Source organism: Leucobacter sp. GX24907, from assembly GCF_053567335.1.
The window spans coordinates 66,173-81,555 of record NZ_JBSGPD010000006.1 but is presented as its reverse complement, the minus strand read 5'-3'; the positions used below and the strand labels follow the sequence as shown (position 1 = coordinate 81,555).

The following is a 15,383-nucleotide window of genomic DNA, read 5'->3' as shown; positions in this document are numbered from 1 at the left end:
CCCGGGTCACCCTCGGCAGCGAAGAACAGATACGAATCAACCGAGGAGCCACCGTGCGATACGTTTTTGCGATTTCGGCGCTCGTTCTCTCCGGTGTGCTCCTCCTCCTCGGTATCGGACAGCGTACGTTCCTTGCGGGTCCCGCTGAGATCTCGTACCAGGCGAGCGGCGCCGGGTCTGCTGCGTACGCGGTGATTCCCGCGGAGGAGCTCAATGCCGAACCAGGGCAGGCAAACGTGGTCGTCTCCGGCACTGATGCGTTCGTGGCCGTGGGGGCAACCCGCGACGTCGAGGCCTGGGTGGCGCCCTTCGACCGGGAGCTACTCACCGCCGGCAGCGGCAATGAGCTGGTGGCCACTGTGCTGCCGGGAGATCCTGAGATCAGTTATGCGTCGGACGAAGGAGAGTCCGAGGGAGCTCAGGCCGATCCCGTGAATCCGCGCGGGAGCGATCTCTGGCTCGAGGAACGCAGCACGAATCCTGGCCAGAATGGCGACACTGAGGCCTCCGAGGAGGATTCGACGGGCCAGCAGACGGTACGTATGCCCGTATCCCTGAGCTCGGGCCAGTCCGTGCTCATTGCGACAGACGGTGAGGCGCCGGTATCTGAAGACATCTCGGTGTCATGGATGCAGGATCGCAATACGCCGCTCGCCGGCCCGCTGCTGGCCGGGGGAGCACTCTTCGCACTCGTGGGCGGAATCCTGTACCTCCTGGCCTTCGACCACGATCGGCGCGGTCTGGGGCCGCGTCGCGGGCGCAAGGGGCCGCTGCAGGGCATTCGCAATATGTTCGGCGGCTCCCGCAAGCGAAACCTGCAGCGCACCTCCCTGCAGCGCACCGGTGTTCGGGCATCGGTTCGTCGCTCCTCGAAGATCTTCGTGCCTGCCCTCGGGCTCGGTTTGGCGCTCGGACTGTCCTCTTGCTCCGCTGGGTACTGGCCGGACTTCTCGCAGGCCGAGGTCGAAGCGACTGCGGAGCCGGAAGCCGACGAGAACGCTGCCCCGGTTCCTGTGACCGAGGGGCAGATTGATCGCATTCTGACGCGCGTAGCCGAGGCCGCCGCGGTCGGAGACGAGAACCTCGACGTTGACGAGTTGTCGGCACGTTTCACCGGTGATGCGCTCGCGCAGCGCGAGGCGAACTATAAGATCCGCAAGTCGGTTCCCGATTACGAGATCGTGCCGCCGACCATCACTGACGAGGCTCTCGGGTACGAGCTCGTGCAGAGCACCGAGGGGTGGCCGCGCACGCTCTTCGTCACCGTCGCGTCGACGAGCGAGACCGGAAGCGACGATACGGGCGACGAGGAGAACGGTGAGGATGCCCCTGCTGATGATTCGGCCGCCGAGGAATCCGCACAGAATTCTCCGTCGCTCGCGCTGATCCTGCGGCAGGATTCACCGTTTGAGAATTTCCTGGTATCCAGGGTGATCTCCTTGCGCGGCGGTATCGCGATGCCTCCTGCGGCTCCGGTGAGCGAGGGAACTGCGCTGCTTCCCGATGATCTGCAGTCGTTGGCGCTCGAGCCGCGTCGTGTGGGCGAGACCTATGCGAAGATCCTCGTGAACGGCACCGAGGAGGAAGACGCGAAGCTGTTCGACCTCACCGATGATGTGCTGCTCGAGAAGAGCGGGTCGGCTTGGGTGCGCCAGGCGCAGAAGGCGGCTGACGACGAAGACCAGAAGGTGACCTATTCCGTCGTAGCTGAGCAGGGTGGCGAGCCCACAGTGAGCCTGTCGACGGGTACCGATGGCGCGCTCGTCGCGGCGACCGTGATCGAGGAGCGCACCGAGGCTGGCGAAGACAACTGGAAGCCGACTGCTGTCGGCAGCGTCTCAGCGCTGTCGGGCCTTGAGGGGAGCCATCCGAAGCTCGTGCGTCAGCTGGCCCATCAGATGCTGTTCTTCGTGCCGAGCGAAGACAGCGGTGAAAAGATTCAGATTCTCGGCGCGACCAGTGAGCTAGTGGGAGCGAGGAAGTAAGTATGTCGCAGCAGATACCCGAACGGATTCCTGGCGGAGGCGTTGATCTGAGCCACCTCGCGGCGCGGGGTCGAGGAGCGGAACCCGGCCCGGCCGGGGCCGGTCAGGTGGGCGCAGGCCATGCCGGAGGCGCGGGCGCAGGGGCCGCTGGTGCCGGGGGCATCGTTGAGGTTCCCTCGCTGGTACTCGATGTCACCGACCAGCTGTTCGAGCAGGTGGCTCAGCTCTCTGCGACGGTTCCGGTCGTCTTCGACCTGTGGGCCGAGTGGTGCGAACCGTGCAAGACACTGGGGCCGATCCTGGAACGCGTCACGCAGGAGTTCGGCGGACGTGTGCTGCTCGCCAAAGTCGATGTCGAAGCGAACCCGGGGCTCGCCCAGGCCTTCCAGGCCCAGTCGATCCCGACCGTCGTGGCACTCGTCGCCGGACGACCGGTACCGCTGTTCCAGGGCGCGTTGCCTGAGGATCAGGTGCGGGACTTCTTCGAACGGCTGCTGGAGCTCGCAGTGCAGCAGGGAGTGTCCGGCCGCGTAGCGGCGACCGACGCTCAGAGCGATGAGACCGAGACTCCCGCCGAGCCCGAGATTCCTGAGGCTCACCGGCCGGCAGTGGAAGCCGCCGAGGCGGGCGACTATGCGCGCGCCGTTGCGGAGTGGGAGCAGGTGCTGAAGCAGGCACCGGCCGATGCCGAGGCACGGGCGGCCCTCGTGCAGGTCAAGCTGCTCCACCGCTTGCAGGGACGCACGATGGACGAGATCCGCACCGCTGCAGCCGGCCTGCCCGAAGATCTCGATGCTCAGATGCTCGTCGCAGACCTCGACGTCTCCGGTGGGCATATCGAGGACGGGTTCCTCCGGCTGCTCGACCTCTACACGGCACGTTCCGAGGAAGACGATCGCACGCGTATCCGGGAGCGATTGCTTGAACTCTTCGAAGTGGTCGGTGTGACTGACCCCCGCGTCGTGACGGCTCGGCGGCAGCTGGCCAATCTGCTCTACTGACCTCCCACGTCACCGCACGAGGAGAACGATCATGCGCGCATATCTCGATCACGCTTCCACTTCACCGATGCCCGATCCCGTGCTCGAGGTGTACTCGGCTGCGCTCGGGATCGTGGGCAACCCTGCTTCGGCGCACGGTCATGGCCAGGTCGCCCGTGATTCGCTCGAAGACGCCAGGGAGAGGATCGCGCGAGCGCTCGGCTGCGACTCGTCGGAAACCATCCTGAATTCGGGGGGAACCGAGTCGATCAATCTCGCGCTCAAGGGGATCTACTGGGCGCGCAGGCGAGCTGGCGCGGGCCCCGTGGTCCTCGTCGCGGAGGGTGAGCATCATGCGACGACCGACGCCGCGGAGTGGTTGCGCGATGCACAGGGTGCCCAGCTGCGCATGCTCGAGATCGATGAGTGCGGCGTGCTGCGGCCGGATACTCTGCGTCGGGCGATCGCAGAAGAAGGGGCTGAGCGGATCGCTCTCGTCTCGTTCCTCTGGGCGAACAACGAGGTGGGCAGCATCGCTCCCGTCGCCGAACTGTGCGCGGTCGCTGCAGAGGCCGGTATCCCGGTACACGTCGACGCAGTTGCCGCGCTGCCGCAAGTGGCGATCGATTTTGCGGCCTCGGGTGCATCGGCGCTGAGCGTCTCGGCGCACAAGGTCGGTGGCCCGGTTGGCGTCGGTGCGCTCGTGCTCGGTCGCCGCACGGTTGCCGATGAGCTGTTTCACGGCGGAGCTCAGCAGCGCTCCCGTTCGGGCACCCAGAATGTTGCGGGTGCCGTGGGGTTCGCCGCAGCGTTGGAGCTGACGCGTGACGAGACAGGACGACCTGACGCGCGGTATACGGCGCATCTCGCAGCGCTTCGCGACCGTCTCGTCGCCGGGGTGCTCGCGGCGGTTCCGGATGCCGTACTGCGGGGTGCTGATCCTGCCGAACCAGGGGCACGCCTGCCGGGGAACGCGCACTTCACCTTCCCCGGGTGCCAGGGGGATTCGCTGGTATTCCTGCTCGATCAAGCAGGCGTCTCGGCCTCGGTCGGCTCCGCATGCCAGGCAGGCGTTGTGCAGGCCTCGCATGTGCTCCTTGCGATGGGAGTGCCGGAGCTGGAGGCCGCCGGTGCGCTGCGTTTCACGCTTGGGCCGGAAACGACCGAAGATGAGATCGATGCACTGCTCCGCGCACTGCCGGATGCCGTCGAGCGTGCGAGGGCAGCAGGCCTCACTTAGGATGGCGTGGTCGACGGTAGATCAGTCGACGATGAAGTATTGAGGAGTGTGCGGTGAAGGTTCTGGCAGCGATGAGCGGCGGCGTCGACTCCGCGGTGGCGGCTGCCCGCGCTGTTGAGGCGGGGCACGAGGTCGTCGGCGTGCATCTCGCGCTGAGCCGTATGCCCGGCACGCTACGTACCGGATCCCGGGGCTGCTGCACGATCGAAGATGCGATGGATGCGCGGCGGGCAGCGAATCTGCTCGGCATCCCCTTCTATGTGTGGGACTTCAGCGAACGCTTCAAAGAAGACGTCGTCGACGATTTCATCGCCGAGTACGCGGCAGGGCGCACACCGAACCCGTGCCTGCGGTGCAATGAGAAGATCAAGTTCGCGGCTTTGCTCGACAAAGCGATCGCGCTGGGTTTCGATGCCGTCGCGACGGGCCACTACGCGACCCTCGTTGACGGCCCTGGCGGCCGTGAGCTGCATCGGGCCAGCGCCTGGGCGAAGGATCAATCGTATGTGCTCGGAGTGCTGACCGGCGACCAGCTGGCCCACTGCTACTTCCCACTCGGAGATACCCCCTCCAAGGAGCTTGTGCGCGCCGAGGCCGCTGAGCGCGGACTGCAGGTCGCGCAGAAGCCCGATAGTCACGACATCTGCTTCATCCCCGATGGCGATACTCGCGGTTGGCTCTCCGATCATCTCGAACGCGAGCCGGGGGAGATCCTCGATGAGTCAGGAGCAGTGGTCGGGAGTCATGACGGCGCGAACGGCTACACGGTCGGACAGCGGCGAGGCCTCCAGCTCGGCCGACCCGCGCCCGACGGTAAGCCGCGCTACGTGTTGTCGATCCGACCGGTCTCGAACCAGGTCGTGGTCGGCCCGAAGGAGCATCTCGCGATCGCCCGCATCGCAGGCGGCCGGTTCAGTTGGGCCGGCACTCCGGGGTTCGGGGAGCACGAGCGCATCGAGTGCGAGGTGCAGATTCGCGCACACGCCGATCCGGTGCACGCGTTCGCCAGGCTCGTCGAGATTCTTGATGAGGATCGCACCGAGCAGCATCGGGCCGACGCGACCCACGAGATCGTCGTCGATATCGATCTGGATCGTACGGACCCCTTGCTCGGAGTCGCTCCAGGACAGTCCGCTGTGCTCTACGTGGGCACGAGAGTGCTCGGACAGTTCACCATCGACCGTGCACTGCCCGCCGAGGCGCCGGTCACTGCCGGCTGAACGGCGGCCGTTCCTGGAGAGCGGCCGCCGTTCCCGGCGACGACTCACAGATTGAAGGGCTCGCCCGGCTCGGCATCCTCGGGATTGAGGTCGTACTCTTCGAGCTTCTGCGCGATCACACCCTCCTCACGAAGAGCTTCGATATCCTCGTCGATCGCGGTACCGAGCGCTTCGTTGTCGTAGGAAGTCATCCAGCCGATCTGGCCGATGCGCTCGAATGACGAGATGTAGCCATTGGGTTCGGCGACAATCACGGATGCGCCTTCGAGTGGGTGATCTGCGAAACGGGCGACGGCTGACGCCTGTGCTGCGGCGATCGCGTCAATGCGTCCGGCTTCGAGATCCTTGTATATCGATTCCTCGTCCTGATAAATGGTGAAGTCGTCGCCGAGTTCGTTCTGGAACTCCTCGTTCCAGAGGTTTCCTGCGACCGAGCCGACCTTCTTGCCCTTGAGGTCTTTCGAGGTGAGTTCGTCGAAGGAGACGATCGCAGGCGAAGCAAGGAACACCGGAGTGCTGAGGCGGACGATTTCTTCCCGCTCATCGGTGCGGAACCACGACCCGGAGGCGATATCAGCGCGACCGGATTGCACTGAAGGGATCGCCGCGCTCGCACCGCCGGCAGATTCGATGGTCAGCGTCAGGCATTCGCGCTCTGCGATCTCGGTGAGGAGGTCGCCCTCGACGCCGGTGTAGGTGTCCCCATCGACGACAGAAAGGGGCGGATAGTCGTAACTCGCGACGGTCAGTTCACCCGGGGTGAGTGTCTCTAATTCATGTGCCGGGGTGCAGTCTTCGGCGGCATCCGCGGAGTCATCCGAGCTCGAGCAGGCCGTAAGAGGCAGGATCAGTGCGGTCGCGGCGACGAGAACCGCGGGGCGGATCCGGTGCTGCCAAGGTGAGGACATCGTCTACTTCCTTCCATGGGACGCAGATTGTTTGCTGCGGAGAGTGAGCGCACTTCTTCGAACGCACTTCCAGTCTTCCCGTGTTCTCCTGCGCGGGCATCCGCCGTTCAGCCCTGATTCAGATGATGCTCGCCGCCAGATGGCTGACCGAGTCGTCTCAGAGATCTGGGGGAGTCCAAATCGGCTCCTCCAGTCTGGCCAGCAGGGCAGCGACCTCGTACCGTGCATACCCCTCCGGTGAGCGCGGGTCATATCCGAGCTCGGGGGTGACCGCCTCGTGAAATGACTGCAGGGTGGAGTGATGGAAACCGAGCGCCGAAGCCGCAGCCCGCACGCTCGGGAACCGGGCGAGGGCATCGAGCATACGACGGCGTTGCGGCGGAAGCGAGAGCAGCGCACGAACGTCCGGGTGCTGAATACCGGAGCGCTCAGCCTCCTGTTCGAGTCCGCGGACCGCGGAGGTCAGGATTCCGAGGTCGGAGGCGTCGACGCTGTCGTGATCTGCATCGGTGAGCCGGAGCGCGAGCCTGGCATCGGCCCACGATCGAGTCAGGTCCGCGGCCTCCACCACGGGTCCGAGCCCAGCCGGACGCTGCTCGACGAGATGATCCTCGGAGACGATGCTCGCCCGGACGATCCCGTGAGGAGTAGCGACAAGGGTACTCGATCCGAGGGGTTCCCCTTCCGGCAGAGATGCGATGACGCGCCACCTTCCGGAGTCGAGCCGCAGCCGAGTTGCATAGGAAAGGCGCTGGCTTTCGGGTCGCGTCGCGTCGATCACTGCGAGGACCGGGTCATCTGCGACTGCACGTCGTCGGGCTTGCAGCACTGTGACCGCGAATGAGAACCGTTCCAGGATCATGGTGTCGTTCGCGTGAGTCGTGCCGACTCGTTCGAGCCACACACGGGTGTCTGCATCGATCTGTTTCTCGGTTGGCCAGACGGTATCGGGCCCCGGGGCGGCAGGTCTGCCTTCTGGAGTGATCCGGAACATCCGCCCCGCGACCTCCGCACCCGCGGTGACGCCGCTCAAGACCGCAGCCCCTCTGGTGAGGGATTCGACGCCGACATCGCCTGCGACGAGAGCATCGAAGTAGGCAATGACCTTGAGGCTCTCACTCGCCTCCGAGTCGAGTGCGGCGACTCGGCCGAACAGTTCCTGCATATCTACTCCGTTGCCGTTCCAGGAATCATCGTAGTGATTCTGTCGTCATGGCGAGTGGCTGCATGGACGGGTGAGCCTGCGCCGGTGCGGGAGTCCGAGCTATGAGCCGAGCACCCGCTCGAGCCAGAGCAGCCGTGCGCTCGCAGCGGACTGCGAGAGGGCTGCTTGGGGAACGTGCTTCTCGAAGGCGTGGAATCCGCCCGGCCAGACGTGGAGTTCGGCCTGGCCTCCGGCAGCCCAGATCGCGCTTGCGAATGCGACATCCTCATCCCGGAACACCTCTGCGCTCCCGCAGTCGATGAAGGTGGGAGGGAGCCCTCTGAGGTCGGTGGCGCGCGCCGGAGCGCTATAGAAAGACACGTCATCGGTGGACCGTCGGTCGCCGAGCAGTGCGCCCCATCCTGTCGCATTGCTCCCACGGTCCCAGCCGCCGAGTCCGTCGATCTGGTGTGAGGAAACGGTGTCGTTTCGGTCATCGAGCATCGGATACATGAGCATCTGCCCGCAGATTTCGGGACCACCGCGGTCTCGGGCGAGCAGCGTCGCACCGGCAGCGAGGCCGCCGCCGGCGCTTCCTCCGGCGATCAGCAGGCGGCTGCGGTCGAACCCGAGGTGTTCGGACTGGGCTGCGAACCAGCAGAGCCCGGCATAGACATCTTCGATCGGATGCGGATCAGGGAACTCAGGTGCAAGACGGTAGTCGATCGTCAGCGCGACGGCATTATGGCGGATGATCCAGTCGAAGATGACCGAAAGTCCGGTCCAACGATCACCGAAGATCATGCCTCCGCCATGCACGTAGTAGATGGCAGGACCGGTTCCGGTGCGGCCGATCGGCTGCAGCACCGATCCGGTGATCTCCGTCCCGCCAAACGACGGAATGACGACGTCTCGGGCCTCAATACCGGCCTCGCGCAGCGTCTCATCGGTCACGGTGAGGACCTGTCGGGCGCGAACATCATCGATCATCTCGGGGGTGATCGATGGTGGGATCGTATCGGCGAGCACGGCGAGAGCGGCACGAAGCTCCGGGTCGAACGGTGGTCTCGGAAAAGGTGCTGCTGCGGCATGGGGCTGATCGATCACCGTTGCTCCGTTCATTCGAGGGTCACCGGCCGTCCGAGTGGATCGCCTCAATGGGCAGAACCGGCCATTGTCCAGTCTGCTCCAGGCGATGCCCCAGTGCATCCGCCGAGTTGCTCTGATGATGCGGCAGATCGCCGCCATCTGGCGCGAGACGGTCTCTAGACTGTTCTCGTGAGCAATTCTCCCGCGATCCCTGAAGACTTCGAGGCGGCCCGATCCGAGGCCGAACGCTTGACCGCTGAGATCGAGCGTCTCCGTACGGCGTATTACTCCGAGGCGACGAGTCTGGTTTCCGACGCCGAATACGACGAGATGTTCCACCGTCTCGAGGCGATCGAACGCGCCTTCCCGGAGCTTGCCGGGCAAGACAGTCCGACCCAGGAGGTCGGAGCGGCGATCGTGTCGGCGGGCTTCCCCGAGCATGAGCACGCGGAACGCATGCTCAGTCTCGACAACGTGTTCACGCTCGATGAATTCCGCGACTGGGCGGTCAAGACGCAGGCCTCCGCCGGACGCCGGGTGCGCTGGCTCAGCGAGCTGAAGATCGATGGGCTCGCCATCAGCCTCGCCTATCGGAACGGGAAACTTGAGACCGCGACCACCCGGGGCGACGGTCGTGTCGGCGAAGACATCACCGAGAACGTGAAGTTCATTCCGGTGATCCCGACAGAGTTGAGCGGTGAGGATCTCCCGGAGTTCTTCGAAGCTCGGGGCGAGGTATTCCTGACCACCGAAGACTTCGAGGCCCTGAACCATCGCCAGCACGAGCTGCAGGAAGCATTCGCAGCGGATCAGCGGGCGAAGGGTGTCGCCGAGGAGCGCATTTCCGTGCGATATCCCGAGTTCGCAAACGCACGCAATACGGCTGCGGGCAGTCTGCGACAGCGTTCTGACAATAAGACTCCGGCCGAGCTTGATCTGATGCGGGATCGCCTGGGGCGTCTGTCGCTTCACGTGCACGGCATCGGAGCCTGGGAGCACCCGGCGTTCGCGAATCAATCGGATGCGTATCGTCTGCTCTCGGCTTGGGGCCTCCCCGTTTCTCCGCACTCACGGGTCTTCGACGAGATCGATGACGTTGTCGCGTTCATCGAGGAGCGGGGGGCGCATCGTCACGACGACGCTGCGCATGGTGGCGCCGAACATGAGATCGACGGCATCGTGGTGAAGGTCGACGAGCTGGAGCTGCATGCCGAACTGGGGGAGACCAGTCGTGCACCGCGATGGGCGATCGCCTACAAGTATCCGCCGGAGGAAGTGCACACCGAGCTTCTGGATATCCGCGTCGGTGTCGGGCGTACCGGGCGAGCGACTCCCTATGCGGTCATGAAACCGGTCAAGGTCGCAGGTTCGACCGTGCGACAGGCGACGCTGCACAATCAGCAGGTTGTGAAGGCGAAGGGAGTGCTCATCGGCGATACCGTCGTGCTGCGGAAGGCGGGCGACGTGATTCCTGAAGTGCTCGGTGCAGTTCTGGAACGTCGCGACGGCTCGGAGGTCGAATGGCGGATGCCGAAGGACTGCCCGGAGTGCGGGGCGGAGCTGCGTCCGATGAAAGAGGGCGACATCGACCTCCGCTGCCCGAACGCGCGCACGTGTCCGGCGCAGGTACGCGGCAGGGTCGAGCACATCGGCTCCCGCGGCGCCCTCGATATCGAGGTACTCGGCGAGATCACTGCAGCGGCTCTGACACAGCCCGAGGAGCCCGCCGAGCCGCCGTTGGTGACCGAGGCCGGGCTCTTCGAGCTCACACGCGAGCAGCTCGTGCCGATCGTCGTCGTGGTGCGCGACAGCGAGACCGGCGAACCGGTGATGGATGATGAGAGTGGCGAGCCACGACGTCGCACGCCGTTCCAGAAGTTGAGCGCGGCGATGTACCCGCCCGGCTGGGAAGATGCGACCCCGGCCGAGCGCCGCAAGGCCGGTGTCAAGAAGAACTACCGTATGTCGGAGCCCTCCAAGGACGTCGATACGTTGCTGGCCGAGCTCGAGAAGGCGAAGACGAAGCCGCTGTGGCGCCTGCTCGTGGCACTGAACATCCGCCATGTCGGGCCGGTGGCGGCGCGCGCATTGGCCGACTGGTTCGGGTCGCTCGACGCGATCCGTGCTGCTTCGCTCGAGGAGCTCTCCGCGGTTGATGGCGTCGGTGGAATCATCGCCGAATCGCTTCAGGAGTGGTTCGAGATTGATTGGCATCGGGAGATCGTCGACCGTTGGGGGTCGGCCGGCGTGCAGTGGACGACTCCCGGGCACCCTGGGCCGGGAGCCGTTGCTGAAAGCGGAGGGGTACTTGCCGGCCTCACGGTCGTCGCCACCGGTTCCCTCGAAGGCTTCACCCGAGACGGAGCGAAGGAAGCGATCATCTCGGCGGGTGGCAAGGCAGCGTCGAGCGTCTCGAAGAAGACGGACTACGTCGCTGCAGGCCCCGGGGCGGGATCGAAACTCGGGAAGGCCGAGGAACTCGGGATTCCTGTGCTCGATGCCGACCAGTTCCGCACCCTCGTCACCGAAGGCCCGGACGCGTTGGATCTCTGATCGTCGCCCGAGCACTTCCGGAGTTATCCACAGATTCAGTTGAACGCGCCTGACACCCGTGACTTCTTCCTAGAGTGGGACCGGGATGAGGAAACGGGGTTCAGAGATATCGACTGAAACGGAGCGGAGAAGCATGAGTGAAGCACTGAGACGAGCAGCCTGGGCGGAGCAGGATCCGCTACTCACCGAGTATTACGACACCGAATGGGGCATGCCGGTCACCGACGAAGACGGCTTGTTCGAACGGATGACACTCGAGGGGTTTCAGGCGGGTCTCTCATGGCTGACCGTGCTGCGGAAACGCGAGGCGTTTCGCCGCGCTTTCGCGGGCTTCAAGGTCGATCAGGTCGCGGCGTTCGATGAGAGCGATGTGCAGCGCCTCATGGCTGACAGCGGCATCATCCGCAACCGCCGAAAGATTCACGCTGCGATTTCAAACGCGGCCATCGTGCAGCAACTGCGTGAGGAGGGTGGGTTGGCCGCCGTGCTCTGGTCGTACATGCCCGACCGCTCGCCCGCACCGACGAGCGATGCGCAGGTCCCCTCAACCTCGCCAGAAGCGGAAGCGCTGTCTCGAGACCTGAAACGACGCGGCTTCTCGTTCGTCGGGCCGACCATCCTGTACGCCATGATGACTGCGATCGGCATCGTCGACGCGCATCTCGTGGAGAGTCATCGCCGGGGATGCTCAGGGCTGTGGACGAAGTCGGGCGAGCTGGCTCCGGGTGTCGTTCGCGGTGCAGTTCCGGCGGCTGCAGGCGTCTCAACCGCGTGATCGCCCGAGTTTGCCCGGTGGCACGGGCGCGCGGCGGAGGAGCAGCAGGCCGGTCGGCTAGGATGAGGAGGTTCCCATGTCGACCCTTCCCGATGGAGCAGCATGTCTGAAACCAATGGGGCGAACGGCGAGATCACGGCTCAGACCGTGCAGCATCTCGCAGGCCTCTCCAGGATCGCACTCACCGACGCCGAACTCGAGTCTCTCACGAGCGAACTCGGGTCGATCCTGACCAACATCGCCAAGGTGAGCGAGGTTGCCGGCCCTGGAGTGCCTGCGACGAGCCACCCGATCCCGCTCAGCAACGTGACGCGGCCCGACGAGGTCGCTGACGTACTGAGCCGCGAAGAGGCCCTCAGGAACGCGCCTGATGCGGCCGACGGCATGTTCCGCGTGGCGTCGATTCTCGGCGAAGAGCAGTAGGGGAGACGATGACCGAACTGACCAGACTGACCGCGGCCGAACTCGCGGCGAAGCTCTCCTCCGGCGAAGTATCGGCCGTCGAGGCCACCCGTGCTCACCTCGACCGCATCGCAGCGGTGGACGGGGACCTGAACGCGTTCCTCGCCACCGATGAGGAAGCCTCGCTCTCCGCGGCGAAGCGCATCGACGAGCGCCGGGCAGCCGGCGAACGGCTCGGCGAGCTCGCAGGTGTTCCGCTCGCGGTGAAGGACGTGCTCGTCACCACCGACATGCCCTCGACCTCCGGGTCCAAGATCCTCGAGGGATACCGCTCGCCATTCGACGCGACCGCGGTCGCGAAGTCCCGCGCCGCCGGTCTCGTCTCGATCGGCAAGACCAACATGGACGAGTTCGCGATGGGATCCTCCACCGAGAACTCCGCCTATGGGCCGACCCGCAACCCGTGGTCGCTCGACCGCGTTCCCGGCGGTTCCGGCGGCGGCTCGGCTGCGGCAGTGTCGGCGTTCGAGGCTCCGCTCGCGCTCGGCAGCGACACCGGCGGATCGATCCGTCAGCCCGCCGCGCTCACCGGCTCCGTCGGAGCCAAGCCGACCTACGGCGGAGTGAGCCGCTACGGAGCTATCGCGCTCGCTTCATCGCTCGACCAGATCGGCCCGTGTGCACGCACGGTGCTCGACACCGCACTGCTGCACGATGTCATCACCGGGCACGACGTGCACGACTCCACTTCTCTCGACTTCGCCTGGCCGTCAATGGCCGAGGCAGCGCGCGACGGCGGTGATCCTGCCTCCCTGAAGGGGCTCCGGATCGGCGTCGTCAAGCAACTCATGCTCGACGGTGTGCAGCCGGGCGTCAAGGCTCGCTTCGAGGAGTCGCTCGCACTGCTGCAGGCTCAGGGCGCGGAGATCGTCGAGATCGATGCACCGCACTTCGAGTACGCGGTCGCCGCCTACTATCTGATCCTCCCCGCCGAGGCCTCCAGCAACCTCGCCAAGTACGACTCGGTGCGCTTCGGCCTCCGCGTCGTGCCCGAGGGGCGCGGAACCGTCGAAGACGTCATGAGCGCGACACGGGCCCAGGGGTTCGGTACTGAGGTGAAGCGACGCATCATCCTCGGCACCTATGCGCTCTCCGCAGGCTATTACGATGCCTACTATGGCAGCGCGCAGAAGGTGCGCACGCTGATCCAGCGGGACTTCGCTGCGGCCTTCGCTCAGGTCGACGTGATTGCGTCGCCGACCGCGCCGACCACCGCGTGGAAACTGGGGGAGCACTCCGGTGATCCGATGCAGGACTACCTGAATGACGCGACGACGATTCCCGCGAACCTCGCCGGGATTCCCGGACTCAGTTTGCCGATCGGCCTTGCAGACGAAGACGGGCTGCCCGTCGGCCTGCAGCTCATGGCTCCGGCATTCGAGGATGCGCGACTCTACCGTGCAGGTGCGGCGATCGAGTCGCTGATCGCAGATCGTGACGGCGGTGCCTTCTGGCAACAGAACCCGTTGATCGAAGGAGGGGCCCGCTGATGGCCAAGACCAAGCTGATGGACTTCGACCGCGCGCTCGAACTGTACGAGCCGGTAATCGGCCTTGAAGTGCACGTCGAGCTGAACACCAAAACCAAAATGTTCTCGACCGCGCCGAACATCTTCGGCTCGGATCCGAACACGAACCTCGCGCCGGTGTGCCTCGGTCTCCCTGGCTCGCTGCCGGTGCTCAACGAGCAGGCCGTTCGCTACTCGATCAGCCTGGGGCTGGCTCTCGGCTGCGAGATCGCGGAACACTCGGGGTTCGCGCGCAAGAACTACTTCTACCCCGACATGGGCAAGAACTACCAGATCTCGCAGTACGACGACCCGATCGCCCACGACGGCTCCGTCGAGATCGAACTCGAATCGGGTCGCGTCGTGCACGTGCCGATCGAGCGCGCACACATGGAAGAAGACGCGGGCAAGCTGAACCACGTCGGTGGATCGACCGGCCGTATTCAGGGAGCCGAGTACTCGCTCGTCGACTACAACCGTGCGGGCGTACCCCTCGTCGAGATCGTGACCCGTCCGATCTTCGGCGGCGAGGCCGATGTGCCCGAGATCGCGTCTGCCTACGTCTCGACCATCCGTGACATCGTCGTCGCCCTCGGCATCTCGGACGCGCGTATGGAGCGCGGCAACATCCGCTGCGACGCGAACGTCTCCCTGAGGCTCCGCGGCAACGAGGACGCCGGTATGAGTGTGCTCGGCACGCGCACCGAGACCAAGAACGTGAACTCCCTGCGCTCGATCGAACGCGCGGTACGGTTCGAGATCCAGCGTCAGGCGCAGATCCTCTCCGATGGTGGCAGCATCACCCAGGAGACCCGTCACTGGCACGAGGACACCGGCGAGACCTCACCGGGCCGCCCGAAGAGCGACGCCGATGATTACCGTTACTTCCCTGAACCCGATCTCGCCCCGCTCACGCCGTCGCGCGAGCTTGTCGAGGAGCTGCGGGCCGAACTGCCCGAGCACCCGACGCTGCGCCGTCGTCGGCTGAGGGCCGAGTGGGAGTTCTCTCCGTTCGAGTTCCGCGACGTCGTCAATGCGGGGCTCATCGGCGCCATCGAAGCGACCGTGGCTGCCGGAGTGCCTGCGCAGACTGCGCGTAAGTGGTGGACCGGCGAGATCGCGCGCATTGCCAACGAACGTGAAGCTCAGCCGACCGACCTCATCACTCCCGAGCAGATCGTGTCGGTCGTGGAACTCGTCGATGCCGGCACGCTCAACGACAAGCTCGCACGCCAGGTGATCGCGGGCCTCATCGACGGAGAAGGCACGGCCTCCGAGATCGTGGAGGCCCGTGGGCTCGCGATCGTGTCGGATGACGGCGCGCTGATCGAAGCGGTCGATGCCGCGCTCGCGCAGCAGCCCGACGTGCTCGAGAAGATCCGCGACGGCAAGGTGCAAGCCGCCGGTGCGATCATCGGCGCCGTCATGAAGGCCATGCGCGGTCAGGCCGACGCCGCGCGCGTGCGCGAGCTCGTGCTGGAACGGGCGCAGTAGACGGACGCGGAGCGTTCGTCGCGCCC

12 protein-coding genes are annotated in these 15,383 nt (G+C 65.4%); 9 read left to right on the top strand and 3 right to left on the bottom strand.

The window, feature by feature from the left end:
* Positions 1-53 precede the first annotated feature (53 nt).
* Genes ACUYV6_RS10425 through mnmA form a run of 4 tightly spaced genes read left to right on the top strand, consistent with a single transcriptional unit; the run spans position 54 to position 5,425 of the window.
* Positions 54-1,985, top strand: a complete 1,932-nt coding sequence (locus tag ACUYV6_RS10425) for a glycosyltransferase (RefSeq protein ID WP_449278605.1) — start codon at positions 54-56, stop codon at positions 1,983-1,985.
* A gap of 2 nt (positions 1,986-1,987) precedes the next feature.
* Positions 1,988-2,986, top strand: coding sequence for a tetratricopeptide repeat protein (locus ACUYV6_RS10420; protein ID WP_449278604.1), 999 nt, complete (start codon positions 1,988-1,990; stop codon positions 2,984-2,986).
* Between the two features lie 31 nt (positions 2,987-3,017).
* Positions 3,018-4,205: a cysteine desulfurase family protein gene (locus ACUYV6_RS10415; RefSeq protein ID WP_449278603.1), complete on the top strand. Its 1,188-nt coding sequence runs from the start codon at positions 3,018-3,020 to the stop codon at positions 4,203-4,205.
* Positions 4,206-4,258: 53 nt separating this feature from the next.
* Positions 4,259-5,425, top strand: coding sequence for a tRNA 2-thiouridine(34) synthase MnmA (mnmA, locus tag ACUYV6_RS10410; RefSeq protein WP_449278602.1), 1,167 nt, complete (start codon positions 4,259-4,261; stop codon positions 5,423-5,425).
* A gap of 44 nt (positions 5,426-5,469) precedes the next feature.
* On the opposite strand, the gene ACUYV6_RS10405 is transcribed toward mnmA, so the two are convergent.
* The 3 genes from ACUYV6_RS10405 to ACUYV6_RS10395 all read right to left on the bottom strand — a co-directional run bounded on the left by ACUYV6_RS10405 (position 5,470) and on the right by ACUYV6_RS10395 (position 8,584).
* The gene (locus ACUYV6_RS10405; RefSeq protein ID WP_449278601.1) at positions 5,470-6,333 is read right to left on the bottom strand and encodes a substrate-binding periplasmic protein; all 864 of its coding nucleotides are present in this window, start codon (positions 6,331-6,333) and stop codon (positions 5,470-5,472) included.
* Between the two features lie 157 nt (positions 6,334-6,490).
* Positions 6,491-7,498, bottom strand: coding sequence for a hypothetical protein (locus tag ACUYV6_RS10400; RefSeq protein WP_449278600.1), 1,008 nt, complete (start codon positions 7,496-7,498; stop codon positions 6,491-6,493).
* Positions 7,499-7,597: 99 nt separating this feature from the next.
* A complete protein-coding gene (locus ACUYV6_RS10395) occupies positions 7,598-8,584 on the bottom strand; it encodes an alpha/beta hydrolase (protein WP_449278599.1) in 987 nt (328 codons plus the stop codon).
* Between the two features lie 171 nt (positions 8,585-8,755).
* On the opposite strand from ACUYV6_RS10395, the gene ligA reads away from it, so the two are divergent.
* The 5 genes from ligA (at position 8,756) to gatB (ending at position 15,357) form a co-directional block, all read left to right on the top strand.
* Positions 8,756-11,119, top strand: coding sequence for an NAD-dependent DNA ligase LigA (gene ligA, locus ACUYV6_RS10390; RefSeq protein ID WP_449278598.1), 2,364 nt, complete (start codon positions 8,756-8,758; stop codon positions 11,117-11,119).
* Positions 11,120-11,252: 133 nt separating this feature from the next.
* Positions 11,253-11,894 carry a DNA-3-methyladenine glycosylase I gene (locus ACUYV6_RS10385; protein WP_449278597.1) on the top strand — a complete coding sequence of 214 codons (642 nt, stop codon included), beginning with the start codon at positions 11,253-11,255 and terminating at the stop codon, positions 11,892-11,894.
* A 102-nt stretch (positions 11,895-11,996) separates the two neighbouring features.
* Entirely contained in the window at positions 11,997-12,317 is a 321-nt protein-coding gene (gene gatC / locus ACUYV6_RS10380; RefSeq protein WP_449278596.1) for an Asp-tRNA(Asn)/Glu-tRNA(Gln) amidotransferase subunit GatC, read from the top strand.
* A gap of 8 nt (positions 12,318-12,325) precedes the next feature.
* Positions 12,326-13,846 carry an Asp-tRNA(Asn)/Glu-tRNA(Gln) amidotransferase subunit GatA gene (gene gatA / locus ACUYV6_RS10375; RefSeq protein ID WP_449278595.1) on the top strand — a complete coding sequence of 507 codons (1,521 nt, stop codon included), beginning with the start codon at positions 12,326-12,328 and terminating at the stop codon, positions 13,844-13,846.
* The gene (gatB, locus tag ACUYV6_RS10370) at positions 13,846-15,357 is read left to right on the top strand and encodes an Asp-tRNA(Asn)/Glu-tRNA(Gln) amidotransferase subunit GatB (RefSeq protein WP_449278594.1); all 1,512 of its coding nucleotides are present in this window, start codon (positions 13,846-13,848) and stop codon (positions 15,355-15,357) included. Before gatA ends, gatB begins: the two co-directional genes overlap by 1 nt.
* Positions 15,358-15,383: the final 26 nt, after the last annotated feature.